13 protein-coding genes are annotated in these 14,524 nt (G+C 55.2%); 4 read left to right on the forward strand and 9 right to left on the reverse strand.

All coding sequences use genetic code 11. The annotated features are described in order from the left end of the window. The first annotated feature begins 65 nt into the window (after positions 1 to 65). From xseA to LF95_RS01980, 3 genes are read left to right on the forward strand one after another with little or no spacing between them, the layout of a single operon-like run. On the forward strand, positions 66 to 1,763 hold the full coding sequence (gene xseA / locus LF95_RS01970; protein WP_073953439.1) for an exodeoxyribonuclease VII large subunit: 1,698 nt from the start codon (positions 66 to 68) through the stop codon (positions 1,761 to 1,763). Next, positions 1,763 to 2,617 (forward strand): M23 family metallopeptidase, encoded by an 855-nt coding sequence (locus LF95_RS01975; protein WP_073953440.1) that lies wholly within the window; start codon positions 1,763 to 1,765, stop codon positions 2,615 to 2,617. Before xseA ends, LF95_RS01975 begins: the two co-directional genes overlap by 1 nt. Beyond that, positions 2,614 to 4,152 carry a gamma-glutamyltransferase family protein gene (locus LF95_RS01980; protein ID WP_073953441.1) on the forward strand — a complete coding sequence of 513 codons (1,539 nt, stop codon included), beginning with the start codon at positions 2,614 to 2,616 and terminating at the stop codon, positions 4,150 to 4,152. Before LF95_RS01975 ends, LF95_RS01980 begins: the two co-directional genes overlap by 4 nt. Positions 4,153 to 4,167: 15 nt before the next feature. On the opposite strand, the gene LF95_RS01985 is transcribed toward LF95_RS01980, so the two are convergent. The 7 genes from LF95_RS01985 to LF95_RS02015 all read right to left on the reverse strand — a co-directional run bounded on the left by LF95_RS01985 (position 4,168) and on the right by LF95_RS02015 (position 11,165). Beyond that, positions 4,168 to 4,656: a MarR family winged helix-turn-helix transcriptional regulator gene (locus tag LF95_RS01985; protein ID WP_073953442.1), complete on the reverse strand. Its 489-nt coding sequence runs from the start codon at positions 4,654 to 4,656 to the stop codon at positions 4,168 to 4,170. Between the two features lie 121 nt (positions 4,657 to 4,777). Further along, entirely contained in the window at positions 4,778 to 5,347 is a 570-nt protein-coding gene (locus tag LF95_RS01990; RefSeq protein ID WP_143181914.1) for a hypothetical protein, read from the reverse strand. A 95-nt stretch (positions 5,348 to 5,442) separates the two neighbouring features. Next, positions 5,443 to 6,342, reverse strand: coding sequence for a lysophospholipid acyltransferase family protein (locus tag LF95_RS01995; RefSeq protein WP_073953444.1), 900 nt, complete (start codon positions 6,340 to 6,342; stop codon positions 5,443 to 5,445). Further along, the gene (lpxK, locus tag LF95_RS02000; protein ID WP_073953445.1) at positions 6,332 to 7,306 is read right to left on the reverse strand and encodes a tetraacyldisaccharide 4'-kinase; all 975 of its coding nucleotides are present in this window, start codon (positions 7,304 to 7,306) and stop codon (positions 6,332 to 6,334) included. Before lpxK ends, LF95_RS01995 begins: the two co-directional genes overlap by 11 nt. After that, positions 7,293 to 8,582, reverse strand: a complete 1,290-nt coding sequence (locus tag LF95_RS02005; RefSeq protein ID WP_073953446.1) for a 3-deoxy-D-manno-octulosonic acid transferase — start codon at positions 8,580 to 8,582, stop codon at positions 7,293 to 7,295. The genes lpxK and LF95_RS02005 overlap by 14 nt, the downstream gene beginning before the upstream one ends. Next, complete coding sequence (locus LF95_RS02010) at positions 8,582 to 9,226, reverse strand: lysophospholipid acyltransferase family protein (protein WP_252509628.1); 645 nt, start codon at positions 9,224 to 9,226, stop codon at positions 8,582 to 8,584. Before LF95_RS02010 ends, LF95_RS02005 begins: the two co-directional genes overlap by 1 nt. A gap of 124 nt (positions 9,227 to 9,350) precedes the next feature. Beyond that, complete coding sequence (locus LF95_RS02015) at positions 9,351 to 11,165, reverse strand: ABC transporter ATP-binding protein (RefSeq protein ID WP_252509629.1); 1,815 nt, start codon at positions 11,163 to 11,165, stop codon at positions 9,351 to 9,353. Positions 11,166 to 11,411: 246 nt separating this feature from the next. Here LF95_RS02015 and LF95_RS02020 point away from each other — a divergent pair, with 246 nt between their 5' ends. After that, positions 11,412 to 12,239, forward strand: coding sequence for a BUD32 family EKC/KEOPS complex subunit (locus LF95_RS02020; RefSeq protein ID WP_073953448.1), 828 nt, complete (start codon positions 11,412 to 11,414; stop codon positions 12,237 to 12,239). Positions 12,240 to 12,301: 62 nt separating this feature from the next. Here LF95_RS02020 and LF95_RS02025 read toward each other — a convergent pair whose 3' ends face one another. Further along, positions 12,302 to 13,453: a glycosyltransferase family 4 protein gene (locus LF95_RS02025; protein WP_083607459.1), complete on the reverse strand. Its 1,152-nt coding sequence runs from the start codon at positions 13,451 to 13,453 to the stop codon at positions 12,302 to 12,304. Beyond that, the gene (locus tag LF95_RS02030) at positions 13,450 to 14,382 is read right to left on the reverse strand and encodes a UDP-2,3-diacylglucosamine diphosphatase (RefSeq protein ID WP_073953449.1); all 933 of its coding nucleotides are present in this window, start codon (positions 14,380 to 14,382) and stop codon (positions 13,450 to 13,452) included. The genes LF95_RS02025 and LF95_RS02030 overlap by 4 nt, the downstream gene beginning before the upstream one ends. Between the last annotated feature and the right edge of the window lie 142 nt (positions 14,383 to 14,524).

Here is a 14,524-nt window from a genome sequence, read left to right on the forward strand (position 1 = left end):
AGTGCGTAACAAATTACGCAACCGCGTTAATAATTCACGCGGGCTTTTAGCATAAAGTAGCCTTGATGACGCAAGATTTGTTCGACCCATACGCCCCGCAACCGCAACAATCCGGCAACCTGCCGGAATTTTCGGTATCCGACCTGTCCAACGCGCTTAAACGCACGGTCGAGGATGCCTTTTCGTTTGTTCGGGTGCGCGGCGAAATTTCCGGTTTCAAACGTGCCTCCAGCGGCCATCTTTATTTGGCCCTCAAGGATGACAATGCCGTGCTGGATGCCGTTTGCTGGCGCGGAGTTGCCAGCAAACTTGGCATTTCCCCCGAAGATGGCATGGAAGTGATCGTCACCGGGCGCTTAACGACCTTTCCGGGCCGGTCCAAATATCAGATCGTGATCGACAGCATGGAAGTTGCTGGCGAAGGCGCACTTCTGAAATTGCTGGAAGATCGCAAAAAGAAACTGGCCGCCGAAGGCCTGTTTGATGCGGACCGCAAACGTCCCATTCCGTTTTTGCCCGAGGTGATTGGTATTGTCACTTCGCCTACGGGTGCCGTGATTCGCGATATCATGCACCGCCTGCGCGAACGGTTCCCGCGTCGCGTTCTGTTATGGCCCGTGCTGGTGCAGGGCAAAGGGGCAGCAGAGCAGGTGGCCCACGCCGTGCGCGGTTTTAACGAATTGCTGCCTTATGGCGATATTCCGCGCCCCGATGTGTTGATTGTTGCACGCGGTGGCGGCTCGCTGGAAGATTTATGGTCCTTTAACGAGGAAATTGTTGCCCGTGCGGTGGCGGAATCTACCATTCCCGTCATTTCGGCAGTCGGCCATGAAACCGATACCACCCTGATCGATTTTGTATCTGATCTGCGGGCACCGACACCCACCGGGGCCGCCGAAAAGGCCGTACCTGTGCGGCTGGATTTGCTGGCCCAGGTTAATGACGACGGCCAGCGCCTGATTGGTGCGGTGCGCCGATCGGCGGGTGATAAACGCATGGGGCTGGAAAGTGCCGCCCGTGCGCTGGGCGACCCGCGCCGTATGCTTGAAGATCGGGCACAAAGCCTGGATAACTGGTCGGACCGATTGCCACGTGCCACGCAATCTGTTTTGCAGCAGGCACGCGCACGGCTGAACGAAACCGCATCGCGCCTTGCAAGCCCGCGCGAACAGCTGTCGGAAAAACGCAACCGGCTGGGAAATGCCGGGCTGAAACTGCAAGCCGTGATTGACCGGCAGGTGCAGCAGCAAAAATCCCGCCTGGATCGCGCATCGGCAGGCTTGCGCCCCAACGATGCCAAAAACGATATTCGCCGTAATAACCGCCAGATCCAGGATTTAAGCGAGCGTTTGAAACGTGCCATGCAAAATACCCTTGTGCGGGAACGCGAAGGATTGGCACGGTATGACCGTTTGCTGGAAAGCTTTTCCTATCGCAATGTTTTAAAACGCGGGTTTGCCGTGGTGCGCGATGCCGATGGCAAATTGATCGATCATGCCGCCATGTTGGCAATGGGGCAACATTACCGCCTGGAAATGCAGGATGGCAGCGCGGATATGCAGCTTGCCGGGGATACATCGGCTGTAAACAGCCCTGCAACTGGTACCCCCGCGCCGCAGGTTGAAAAACCTTCGCAACCGGCGGCATCCGCCCCACAGGCGGAAGCCGCGGCCACCAGTCCTGCTGCGGAAAAGCCCAAAAAGCCGCGCCGTAAAAAAGACCCCACCCCCAAAGAAGATGACCGCCAAGGGAGCCTGCTATAATGCGTTCTAAATATGTTGCCGTTGCCTTAACCCTGATGGGGATTGTGGGTGCCATGCCGCTTATGGCGCAGGCGGCAGAACCCGTCTTTAAAGGCAGCTTTATCCAGGGCGGGATCGTCTTTGGCGAAACAACGCCCGGTACGGCGGTAGAACTGGACGGCGAAAAAATTGATACCATTGCGCCCGATGGCAATTTTGTGCTGGGTTTTTCGCGCGATTATGAAGGCCCGGCCACGGTGACGCTGCTGCACAAGGATGGCAGCACCGAACAGTTTTCCTATCCCGTCACCCATCGCACCTTTGACATTCAGCGCATTGATGGCCTGCCCAAAAAAATGGTTACACCTGACCCAGCCGTGATGGACCGCATCCATGATGATTCCCGTCAGGCCCGCGAAGCCAGGGTCGCTAGGTATGATCAGGAATATTATAAATCCGGGTTTATCTGGCCCGCGACCGGGCCGATTAGCGGTGTTTATGGTTCCCAGCGTATTTTGAACGGCGAACCGCGTGCCCCGCATTGGGGGGTGGATGTTGCCGTGCCCAGTGGCACGCCGATTGTTGCCCCGGCGGATGGCGTGGTCACTCTGGCTCATCCCGATATGTATTTTTCCGGGGCAACCCTGTTTGTCGATCATGGGTTGGGGGTTGTGTCGGCCTTTTTGCATCTGTCGAAAATTGATGTCAAAGTAGGTGATGTGGTCCATCAGGGCGAGGTGATTGCCCATTCGGGTGCCAGTGGCCGGGCGACCGGCCCGCATTTGGATTGGCGGGTCAATGTGGGCGCCACCCGCATTGATGCGGCCCTGCTGGTGCCGCCCATGAAACAGGTTTTGGCAGGGGCGAAGAAATGAAAACACGGGGTGCGGTGGCGGCAGGACATATTGAAACGGCCCGTGCCGCGCGCGACGTGCTGGAAGCTGGCGGCACGGCCTTTGATGCCGTTATTGCCGCCATGTGGGCCGCCTGTGTTGCCGAACCGGTTTTGGCCTCCCTGGGTGGGGGCGGTTTTTTAATGGCCCGCCCGGCAGGCAAACCGCCCCGTCTTTATGATTTTTTTGTTGAAACACCGCTGGCAAAACGCCCGGCAGAACAACTGGAATTTAAAAGCTGCATTGCCACCTTTGCCGGTGGCGTGGAGCAGGAATTTCACGGTGGTTATGGTGCGGTGGCAACACCGGGCGTTGTGGCGGGCCTGTTTGCCGTTCATCGCGATTTGGCCGGTATGCCAATGGCGGATTTGGCCGCCCCGGCGCGCAGCCTTGCGCGTGATGGTGTGCGAATTGACCCGTTCCAGCATTATGTGATGAATATCGTTACCCCGCTTTTGGGTTTTTGCGCGGAAACCCGCAAAACATATGGTGCACCTCAAAAAGACGACGATGATTTCAAGGTGATTGCGACCAATACCCGCCATCAGCAACCCGAACTGGCAGCATCAATTGATGAACTGGTGCAAAACGGAGCGGATAGTTTTTATCGGGGCGATTTGGCAACGGCGCTGATTGCGGCCTGTGCGCAATCGGGTGGGTATTTGACGGCAGATGATTTGGCGAAATACCGGGTTTTGCTGCGTGACCCGCTGCTGGTGCGCGGGCGGCAGGGCAAGTTTGTGCTTAATCCACCCCCGGCATCGGGTGGGGTTTTGGCGGGCTTTGGCCTTAAACTGGCACGTGACCTGGATTTGGGTTCGTTTGGTGATGCCCGCCATCTCGATATGGTTTCGGCCATTCTCAAAACGACATCGGTTGTGCGCGGCGAATTTGGCGCTGCCCCCTCCATTCTGGGCGATGAATTTTGCGAAGGATACCGCACGCTGATTGGCGACCGCCCCTTAACCCAAAATGGCACCACCCATATTTCCGTGGTCGATGATTTGGGCAATCTGGCGTCTGTCACCCTGTCAAACGGGTCAACATCCGGGCGCATGATTCCGGGCAGTGGCATTTTGCTTAATAACATGCTGGGCGAGGCCGATTTATCGCCTGAAGGCTTTCACGACTGGCCGTGTGGCGTGCGCATGACATCGATGATGACGCCCGCCCTGTACCTTGCCAATGACGGGGCGTTGGTGGCGCTGGGGTCGGGCGGGTCCAACCGCATTCGGTCCACCATGATGCAGGTTTTGCTGAACCTTGATGTGTTTGGCATGTCGCTGGAAGACGCGATTGTTGCCCCGCGCATGCACTTTGACGACAACCTGCTCTCGATTGAACCCGGTTTTGATGCCGGTCTTCTCGACCGGTTGCATTTAAACGAACAACATCGTTGGCAGGAAAGCGACATGTTCTTTGGCGGTGTTCACGCAGCATCCTTTAACAGTTTCGCCAATCGGCTTGATGCGGTGGGTGATGCGCGGCGTAACGGGCAAGGTTTTATTATCGACTGATCCTTGGTCCCGGCCTTAGTCCTGTGGCACAACGGCACCAACATCAAGCAAGGGGGCGGCATCAATCTTTTCCGCATTCATCATTGCAGCAACCCGTTGCAAAGATGACAGCATCTGGGTTTTTTCCCAGACGGGCAATTCTTCAAACTGGCGAATGAATTCTTCCTGCAGCAGGTCGGGGGCATTGGCGATGATGTCGCGCCCGGCCTGGGTCAGGTCGGTATTGACCACACGCTTGTCAGTTTGGGACCGTCGCCGTTCCATCAAACCGCGCTGTTCCAGGCGGTTTAGAATGGTTGTTACCGTAGCCTGGCTTAGCGATACATGGTTGGAAATGCGTTTGACTGTGACATTTTGCAATTCGTCAATCGCGCGCAAGACCATGATTTGCGGAATGGTCAGCCCGTAAATTTTCATGATGCGTTTGGAATGCAGGTCCGTCGCCCGGATAATCTGTCGTAGGGTGACAAGAACTTCCTGCCAATAGGGATGCTGCTGGTCCATTGGTTATTCTTTTATACTACATGTTTGGGGCACGGTTATCGAATAGGGTTTTGGGGCCCGATGCTGTGTTATCGGTTAACGGTGTTTGATCCGGGAATCAAAGAAAAAAAGGTAAAAAGTGTTAGCCGCGAAACCGGCGCAGATAAAAATACAGCATGCCAAAAACTGCGCATAAAACGGCAAACCCGCTGACAAAAACGACGATTTTTTCCCGCCATAATGAACCGGACCGGCGATCTTGCATATATGCCAGTACGCGCTTGCGCAGGTCGTCCATATCGGGTGTCAAATTTCGTGCTGGCACAAAAAGCGGCGCGCCTGCACGCGATAACAGGTCGTTGGCAGCATTGACCCGATCCGTATAAATCGCAAACCGTTCTTCTACCTTATCAAGGTCTTGCAAGGGGCTGTGTGGGGCCGGGGTGGACTGGGCCGGGGCCTTGCTAATGGTGATGGGAATTTGCATCAGGTTGTGATACGGCCCCTTAAGGCATTCCAGTAAGGTTCGGGGTTTTGATTTGCAGTCTATGACCTGATCGGGGGTGGTGTTGATGGCATCGCGCAGGCTGTGTTGTAAATTTTGCTCGAACCGGGCAATGGTCAGGCGTAATTCAACAGCCCGGTTCCGAATGCCGCTTTGTTCGGATGCGTGCACAGGCATGATAAAGGGTGCCATGAGCAACGGTGTCATAATCATAAGCAGGCCGCTCAGCAGGTATCGCAGGTGCACGGCAGGGTCCTTTCGGGCATATCGAGACCACGAAATATGCCGTTTGTGCCGCTGTCTTAATCGGGCCAGCGGCGATGTACCCACAGCCATTGTGCCGGGCGCTCGCGGATCCAACCTTCGATAATGGCGTTTACGTCCGTCATGATTTTCCGCATGTCAGCATGGCGATCATCTGTTTGAACGATATCGAGTTGCGGGTAAAACGTCATGCGGAAATATGCCCCTTGCAGGCGTTCAAGCCGGACCGGGACCGCAGGAGCATCGTATTTCAGAACAAATTGTGCCAATGCGGGGGCGGTCATGGCATCGCGTCCGAAAAAGGGCACGGCAATGCCGTCATTCATTTTCTGGTCCACCAGCATGGCAATGTGGCCGCCTTTGCGTAAAAAGGCTGTCAATTTGCGTGCACCCTCGGGTCCCTTGCGCACCAGTTCGCCTTTAAATCCGCGTCTGGCTTTGGTGAAAACACTGTCGACCCACGGATTATCCGGGGCGCGGTAGACACACATCATTTCCAAATCCATCGCGCGTGCCAGCAGCATGGCGACTTCCCAGTTCCCGGCATGGGCGGTGAAAAACTGCCCTGCCTTGCCGTCATTTTTGAGCGCTAGGCCATTTTCCAGGCCCACAACCTCCAGCCGGTCTGATCCGGGCTGGATTTTATGAATATGGGGCACTTCCGCGACACTGCGGCCCAGGTTTTCCCACATATCCCCCAGCATGGTTTCAATCTCTTCAGGGGATTTGTCGGGGAAGGCGCGTTCCATGTTGCGGCGCGCGCGGCGTGTTACTTTAATTTTTTTGCCAATTTTACGCCCGATCCAGCCGCCAATAGCCGATGCCGTATCAATGGGCATCATGGCAAAAAGCCAGTAAAACAGGTTCGTTACGAAGCCTTGCAGCGGGTAGCTGACGTAATATTGAAACGTGCTGATATTCGGGTTTTTACGCGCCATTGGCAAATACTGTTTCGATCAATTGGGTTATGCCCGGCAAATCATCAAATTCCAGGGCGATGCGCAGTGTCTTTATGCCGTGCCGATCGCCCAAGGGCAAGCGCATCAGATCTTTTTCCGTTGTGACCAGCAGGGCACCAGCCCGTGCGGCATCTGCGCGCAGGGCGATCAGTTCGTCAGGGCTGTAAAAATGGTGGTCGGCGAAATCGCGGGCAATGGCAACCTCCGCCCCACAATCGCGCAAGGATTTATAAAACTTCCCGGGGCGCCCGATGCCAGCAAAGGCGAGGACTTTTTGATCGGTAAAATCGCTCGGGTTTTCTGGCCGGACATTGGCGCTAAACACGGAAACATGTTTTGGCATGCGCTGGGCCAGGCCGGTTTTATCCTCGCCAATGATAATGGCGGCGCGGACCCGCGAAAACCCGCTTTTCAGGGTTTCGCGCAGGGGGCCTGCGGGCAGCACCCTTTCATTGCCAAACCCGGTGGCACCATCAACAACGACAATGCCCAAATCCTTGATCAGGGACGGATTTTGCAAGCCGTCATCCATAATGATCACATCGGCACCGGCCACGGCAATGGCGTCGGCCCCCGCCGCGCGGTTCCGTGAAACCCAAGCCGGGCCTTTCTGGCTTAGCAAAAGGGGTTCATCCCCGACATCGTGCGCGGTATCGGATGTCGGGTCTACCCGGTGGGGACCCTTCCGGGTGCCGCCATATCCCCGGCTTAGGAAATGCGGCTGATGACCAAGGCTTGTGAGAATATCATATATCGCCTGTGCCGACGGGGTTTTGCCCGCCCCGCCAACGGTAAAATTGCCCAGACAAATAACGGGGCACCCCGGATGCAAGGCCGTTGTGGTGGCATTACGCCAAGCTGCCCCGGCCCGCCACAGCCAGGATGCGGGCGAGAGGGCACGGGCAATCATATTATCGGTTTGCCAAAAATCAGGGGCGTGCATGTGGCCCCCGACTTGCCACCATCAAATCGTTAATCGCCGACATGGTTCTTTCCAGAACCTCGGCTTTGCTATTGGCGTAATTGCGTGCCGCATCGGTCAGGGCATCACGGGCGGGCTGGTTGGTCAAAAGCTGGTCAAGCTGGCGTTCAAGGTCGGCTTCATCGGTGCAGGGTCGTGCAGCCTGTTCCGATAGCATTTCCTGGCTGATTTCGGCAAAATTGCTCATATCCGGGCCATGCAGGATGGCGCATCCCAGGCGGGCGGGTTCTAGCGGGTTTTGCCCGCCGCCCACACACAGGGTTTTGCCGATAAAGCAAATCGGTGCCAGCCGGTAATAAAGGCCCATTTCGCCAATAGTGTCGCCCAAAAACACATCGGTATCGCGTGATATAATATGGTCCATGCTGCGCCGGGCCACACGCAGGCCTTTGCCCATCAGGGTGGCTTCCACGCCGGTTGCGCGGTTGGGGTGGCGTGGCACGATGATGGTTAAAAGGTTGCGGTGTTTTTCGCGCAGACGCGCATGGATGGAGGCGGCAATGCTTTCTTCCCCTTCAAAGGTGCTTGATGCCAGCCATACCGGGCGATCACCAATCTGGTCGCGATATTTACGCAGTATTTTATCTTCGACCGGCAAGGGCAGGGCGGCAAATTTCAAATTGCCGGTTGTGATCACATTTGGGGCACCCAGTTCGATAAAACGGGCGGCTTCCGTGTCGGTTTGCGCCAGAACAACGCTAAAACAGGCCATCACCGGGCGAATAAAAGACGGGAACCGGCGATAGCTTTTAAAGCTGCCTTCGGAAATCCGGCCATTGAGCAGAGCGATTTTGGTGCCTGCCTTGCGTGCACGGGTCAGGATATTGGGCCACAGGTCACTTTCCAGCCACAGTGCGACATCGGGTCGCCAGTGATGCAAAAAGCGGGCGACATAAACCTGCCGGTCCACCGGAATAAACTGGTGAATGACATTTTGGGGCAGGCGTTCGTGCATCATGCGGGCCGATGTAACCGTGCCCGTCGTTACCAAAATGGCAAATTCCGGATAGTCCCTTTGTAACCGGTCAATCACCGGCAGGGCCGAAAGGGATTCGCCCACACTGGCACCGTGAATCCAGACAAGCGGGCCGTCAGGGCGGCGATGGCCGGGATGGCCAAATCGTTCGCCAATGCGGCCCGGGTCTTCCTTGCCGCGGTTTTTACGCCGGTGCAAATACAGGCCCACAATCGGGCCCAGTATCCGTGTTGCTGCACGATAGGCGTAAAACAGGGGCATTATTCGCTCTCTCCGGCATCGCGTGCAGCGCGTTTCTTTTTAACTGGCTCGTCTGGTCCTGCCGGTTCGATCACCTCAAGGCCATAATACCGGTCATGTTCCTGGGTCAGCTTGATCATGCTGTTTTCCAGTTCCAGGCGCTTGGCTTCCAGGCCGTCATTATCCATGTCGGTGGGTACATAAATGGGCTCGCCCCAGCAAAATACACCGCGCGAAAACGGCAGTGGTAGCACAAAACGGTCCCAACTGCGCATGACCCGGCGTTTCGATGTGGAAAAAGTCAGCGGAAAAATGGGAACACCGCTCAGGCGGGCGGCCGATATAATACCGCTTGAGGCGTGCATGCGTGGCCCGCGTGGCCCATCCGGCGTCATGCCAATGACATGCCCGGCCTTGAGCGATTTTAAAATGGCGCGCAGGGCATTTGCCCCGCCTTTTCCCTTGCCGGTGGACCCGGCAATGGTGTGTATTCCGAAATGCCCGATGGTGCGTGAAATGATTTCGCCGTCACGGTGTGATGAAATCAGCATGTTAAAGGGGGTATCCCCGCCAACCACCCGCCAGGTATAGGGCATCATCAACAGGCGCTGGTGCCAGAAGGCCACAATAAAAGGTTTGCCCTCAAGCAGCATCTCGCGGGGCAAATCGGTTCCTTTTTGTTCCCACCTTCCGGTGTGCCGAATAACCCGAATATAAAAGGCAGCCAGGCGGCATAAAGTGGCCCGTGCCTGACTGCTTTTGACAATTCCCTTATACCACTTCACGCTTTTAGTCCTGATCTTTCACCAGATGGGTGTGTTTGCCCGGTTCTTCGGAAAACTGCAGGTTATAAAGGTTGGCATAGGCGCCGCCAAGTGCAAGTAATTCTTCGTGTTTTCCTTCTTCAATCAACTTGCCACGATGAATGACGCAAATTTTGTCTGCATCGATAATCGTGGAAAGTCGATGGGCAATCACCAGTGTGGTGCGGTCCTTCATCAGCCGGGCAAGGGCGGTTTGGATGTGGCGTTCGGATTCCGTATCCAGGGCCGATGTTGCCTCGTCCAACAGCAGGATCGGGGCGTTTTTCAGCATCGCGCGTGCAATCGCAATACGCTGGCGCTGCCCGCCCGAAAGCTTCACCCCATGTTCACCAACAATGGTGTCATAGCCATGTTCAAGTTCCATGATGAAATCGTGGGCTGCCGCATTGCGGGCGGCTTCCATAATTTCTTCCTCGCTGGCACCGTCACGTCCATAGGCGATATTGGCGCGCACGGTATCATCAAACAGCGATACTTCCTGACTGACGAGCGCGGCTGCACTGCGCAGGGTCGCCAACTGCACATCGCGAATATCCTGGCCGTCAATCGAAATGCTGCCATTATTGATGTCGTAAAACCGGGGAATCAGGTTCAGGATGGTTGATTTCCCGGCACCAGACTGCCCGACAAGGGCCACCGTCTGCCCGGCGGCAATGTCGATATTGATGTCGGTAAGGGCGCTGATATCGTCATCGCTGTTATAGGCAAAATCAACATTCTTGAACTTAATGCTGCCGCCCGAAACCTTTAATGGTTTGGCATCGGGCTTGTCTTTAATGTCGGGCTCTAGGTCCAGAATGGTGAAAACGCGCTGTGATGCGGCAAGGCCAGCCTGCAAATTCATATTGATATTGGCAAGGCGTTTAACCGGTTCATAGGCCATCAAAAGGGCGGTGATAAAGGCGAAAAAGCCGCCTGCATCGTTGCCCCCTTCAATCACGCGATAGCCGCCATAAACAATGATCACGGTCACGGCAACGCCGCCCAGTGTTTCCATGATGGGCGATGACCGGGCGCGGACCTTTTGCGCCTTGAAATTCAGGCGGAAAATATAATCAACCAGTTTGCCAACCCTGGAGCATTCATATTCTTCCATGCCATAGGCCTTGACGTGGCGCACGCCATGAAAGGTTTGCTCCAGCAAGGTGGCAAATTCGCCGATTTGCTGCTGGGTATTGGCCGAAACCTTGCGCATCCGGCGGCCCAGCTTGGCAATGGGCATAATGGCAAGCGGGAAGACAAAAATCGCGATAAAGGCCAGTTGCCAGTCTTTGGAAAACATCACCCCGATCAGGAAAATCGCCGACATCAGGTCTTTGCCAAAGCCGGTCAGGCTTTCGGACACGGCCGAGCGCATGGCGCCAACGTCGCTGGTAAAGCGCGCAATCAGCTTGCCGGTATTCGTGCCGTGGAAAAAGTCGATATCCAGGCTCATGACCTGTTTATACAACTTGTTCTGGATATCGGTCAGAATGCGCCCGCCAACATAGCTCATCATCACCGATTGGCCGTAATTGCCAAAACCCTTAAGGGCAAAGGTAATCAGCACGGCGGCACCAACGGGAAGCAGCATGGCACCGTTTTTATTGATGAAAATCTCGTTGATGACCGGGTCCATCAGCCATGCCGATGCACCGGTTGTCGCGGCAACAACAACCATAAAAAACAGGGCCAGAACAATTTTGCCGATATAGGGGCGGACCGCTTCGCGAACGATCCGTTTGACCATCGGCCAGGTGTCCCAGTGATCGGCGGTATGATCGATATTCTGTTTGGACAAAAAGATATTCCTGACTTTTGTGCACAAGGTGATAACCAGCGCCGACAAAGGCTGTCGGGGTGCCTCGATTTTGCCTTTTATCAAGGCCTGATTATGCCTGATTTTACGTGCAGTTTGCTATCATGCTGATGGCGTTACGGCAAGCATCCGTATATTGAAAGATATTCATCAAAATGTCACAATAGAATATGGGAACGCTCGCGTTAAACGCGAGTTCCATTGAATATGGTTGATTAAAAAATTAAAATGAGCAAACAACTTAAGTCCGAAATTGAATGCACCCTGTCAACGGGCGCTAAGGGGCGTGTATTCCCATTGCACTGGCAAGGCCAGGATTTATGGGTCAAACAGGCTGTCGTGTCCAAGCATAAAGTCTGGCACCGTGTGCAGCGTTTTGCCGCGGGTTTGCTGGTTATTCCCATGTTGCGCCCCACCGTTTCACCCGGGGGTAAATCCGGGCTGGATGAAGAAGCCAGCCATCTTTTGCGGATGCGTGAACATGGTGTGCAGGTTCCCGAACTGGTCATGACCGGGGAGTCCTGGATCGTTCTGGGCGACAATGGCAGTATCCTTAAGGATCATGTTAAAACCGCCCTTGCCGATGGCGAAGATGGCAAAGCCCGCGACCTGATTGAAAAGGCAGCCCGTGGCCTGGCTGATTTGCATTTGCGCGGTTGTGCGCATGGCGCGCCGCTTTTGCGCAATATGACCCTGCGCCACGACGGCAGTATCGGTTTTATTGATTTCGAGGAAGATCCCGAAGGATGTATGCCGGCCGCCGATGCGCAGGCGCGTGATGTTTTGCTGTTTTTGTTTTCCATTCAGCGCGAAATTAAAAAACGGCCCGACCTTTTGCATGTGGGCTGGGAAGCCTACCTTGACCATGCAGGGGAACAGGCTGATGCCCTGCGGCCTTTATCAACGGTGTTGCGCCGGATTTTCCCGGTTTACCTGGTGCTGATGTTGTTCCGCCGCTGGCTGGGAACGGATGCCTTGAACGCCGTGCAGACATATCAGATCCTGTGCCGCGATATCGACCCGCGCCAGTTAATGCGCAAGCAGCGGGCTGCCTGATTTTGGTGTGGATTTTCACAGGCAAGGTTATCTGATCGATTTTTTGCGACAGTGGGTTTGCCTTATTGTGCCGGTTGAGGGTGCGGGGTGCCGATATTTTGATCACCGGTTTTGGGGCCACCTGATGACATATCTTGCTGTTCAGATATCTCGGCAGTGGCCGCAACGCCTTCCCTGACGGAGATGCGTGTTGCGCTTTCGCCGTTATATCCGCCTGAAAACGGGGCAAGATTATACAAAAACTGCTGGGCTGAATTATGCCAGCTATAGTGCTCGGCCAGCGCGCGGGCGTCCTTGCGGTCCAGTTTCAGGGCATCAAGGGCGGCTTGGCGCAAGTCATTGTTAATGGCACCCGCCTTGGTGTCGCGCACAATATCGGCCGGGCCCTGCACCGGGAAAACGGCAACCGGTGTGCCCGAGGCCAGGGCCTCGAGAATGACCAGGCCAAAGGTATCGGTCTTGCTGGGAAATACAAAAACATCGGCCGAGGCAAAGGCAACCGCCAAGTCTTCGCCGGTCTTTTTGCCGAGAAATTGTGCCTTGGGATATTTCTGTTTTAAATCATTTAACTGCGGGCCATCGCCGACGACAAATTTGGTGCCGGGCAGGTCAAGATCCAGAAAATGGCCGATATTTTTTTCCACCGCGACCCGGCCGACAAACAGCCAGTGGGGTTTGGGAAAATCGCCAAAGCTGGCATCTTCACGCGGATGAAACAGCGACAGATCCACCCCGCGTGACCAGATATGCAGATTTTCAAAGCCCCAGTTTTTCAACTCGTCGCGCAATGATTCGGTCGCGACCATGACCGATTGTGATTTGCCGTGAAAACGGCGCATCCCGCGATAGGAAATTGATAGCGGCAATTTGGTGCGCGCATGAAGATATTCGGGAAAGCGGGTGTGATAGGCGGTGGAAAAAGGCAGTTTGCGCTTCAGGCAATAGGCGCGTGCGGCCTGGCCCAGCGGCCCTTCGGTGGCGATGTGAATGGCAACAGGCTGCATCGCGTCAATCATGCGCGATAATTTGCGCTTGGCAAAAATCGCCAGCCGGATTTCCGGATAGGTGGGGCAGGGAATGGTTTTAAACTGGTCGGGCGAAATGATGCGAACATCATGACCCTGTGCAATCAGTTCAGCACGAACCGTTTCCAGCGTTCTGACAACACCATTGATCTGCGGGCGCCAGGCATCGCTGACAATCAGTATTCTCATGCTGTTTTACCAATCGCATTATTGTTTTGGGGGCTGTTTGTCATGACGCGGGCATTGGCGGCCGACGGCGCATTGTCCGGGGTGGTGGCGCTGCGAAACAGCGACATCAAACGACCCAGGCCCGCACTTGCCGGGCTGCTGGCGGAATTGCCACCAATATAGGTCATCGCCATATTGCGCATATCGGCCCAGTGCAGCAGTTCCAGCTCGCCATCCTTGTGTTCGACAAGGGCCGTACAGCTTTCAACCCAGTCACCGTCATTGCAATACAGCACATTGCCGATCATGCGTTTTTCGGCATGGTGGATATGGCCGCACACAACCCCGTCCACCTTGCGTTTGGTGGCGGCATGGGCCACGGCATTTTCAAAATCGCAAATGAACTGAACCGCGTTTTTAACCCGGTTTTTCAGATAGGCCGACAGCGACCAGTACCCGTATCCCAACTTGCGCCGGGCGGCGTTGAAATACCGGTTGAGCATGATGGCAAAGTTGTAGGCGGTATCGCCGAGATAGGCCAGCCAGCGGGCATATTTGACAACCCCGTCAAATTCGTCGCCGTGAATGACCAAAAGGCGTTTGCCATCGGCGGTGGTGTGAATGTCGTTCATCCGCACATCGACATGGCCGAATGTCATATCCACAAATTCGCGGGCAAATTCGTCATGGTTGCCGGGCACAAAAATCACCTTGGCGCCGTTTCTGGCTTTTTCCATGATATTTGTGATCACGGCATGGTGGCTTTCGGGCCAATACCAGCTTTTCTTCAGGCGCCAGCCGTCTATGATGTCGCCCACCAGATAATAGGTGTCCGCCGTGACTTCGTTGAGGAAATCTACCAGCAGTTCCGCCTGGCAGCCGCGTGTGCCCAGATGCACATCTGAAATCCATACCGTGCGGTAGTGGGGTTTCGTGTTCATTGCTGTCATCGTCGCCCTCCAGGTCCCCATGCAAAGGATGGTCAGGCACCTTAATTATTGGGCTCGACCAATATCTGAATAAAACAAAAGGCGCGAATATATAACCCGTTCACAGAAATTTATCAGTGTTGAAAGGATTTTGTTACATAAT

Source organism: Thalassospira sp. TSL5-1, assembly GCF_001907695.1.
Classification (GTDB): Bacteria; Pseudomonadota; Alphaproteobacteria; order Rhodospirillales; family Thalassospiraceae; genus Thalassospira.

What these genes read in the sequence shown, in the direction of transcription:
- LF95_RS01975 (WP_073953440.1), top strand. Translation starts at nt 1,763, where the DNA reads ATGCGTTCTAAATATGTTGCCGTTGCCTTAACCCTGATGGGGATTGTG.
- LF95_RS01995 (WP_073953444.1), bottom strand. Translation starts at nt 6,342, where the DNA reads ATGGCGCGTAAAAACCCGAATATCAGCACGTTTCAATATTACGTCAGC.
- LF95_RS02030 (WP_073953449.1), bottom strand. Translation starts at nt 14,382, where the DNA reads ATGACAGCAATGAACACGAAACCCCACTACCGCACGGTATGGATTTCA.
- LF95_RS02025 (WP_083607459.1), bottom strand. Translation starts at nt 13,453, where the DNA reads ATGAGAATACTGATTGTCAGCGATGCCTGGCGCCCGCAGATCAATGGT.
- LF95_RS02020 (WP_073953448.1), top strand. Translation starts at nt 11,412, where the DNA reads ATGAGCAAACAACTTAAGTCCGAAATTGAATGCACCCTGTCAACGGGC.
- xseA (WP_073953439.1), top strand. Translation starts at nt 66, where the DNA reads ATGACGCAAGATTTGTTCGACCCATACGCCCCGCAACCGCAACAATCC.
- lpxK (WP_073953445.1), bottom strand. Translation starts at nt 7,306, where the DNA reads ATGCACGCCCCTGATTTTTGGCAAACCGATAATATGATTGCCCGTGCC.
- LF95_RS02005 (WP_073953446.1), bottom strand. Translation starts at nt 8,582, where the DNA reads ATGCCCCTGTTTTACGCCTATCGTGCAGCAACACGGATACTGGGCCCG.
- LF95_RS01985 (WP_073953442.1), bottom strand. Translation starts at nt 4,656, where the DNA reads ATGGACCAGCAGCATCCCTATTGGCAGGAAGTTCTTGTCACCCTACGA.
- LF95_RS01990 (WP_143181914.1), bottom strand. Translation starts at nt 5,347, where the DNA reads ATGACACCGTTGCTCATGGCACCCTTTATCATGCCTGTGCACGCATCC.
- LF95_RS01980 (WP_073953441.1), top strand. Translation starts at nt 2,614, where the DNA reads ATGAAAACACGGGGTGCGGTGGCGGCAGGACATATTGAAACGGCCCGT.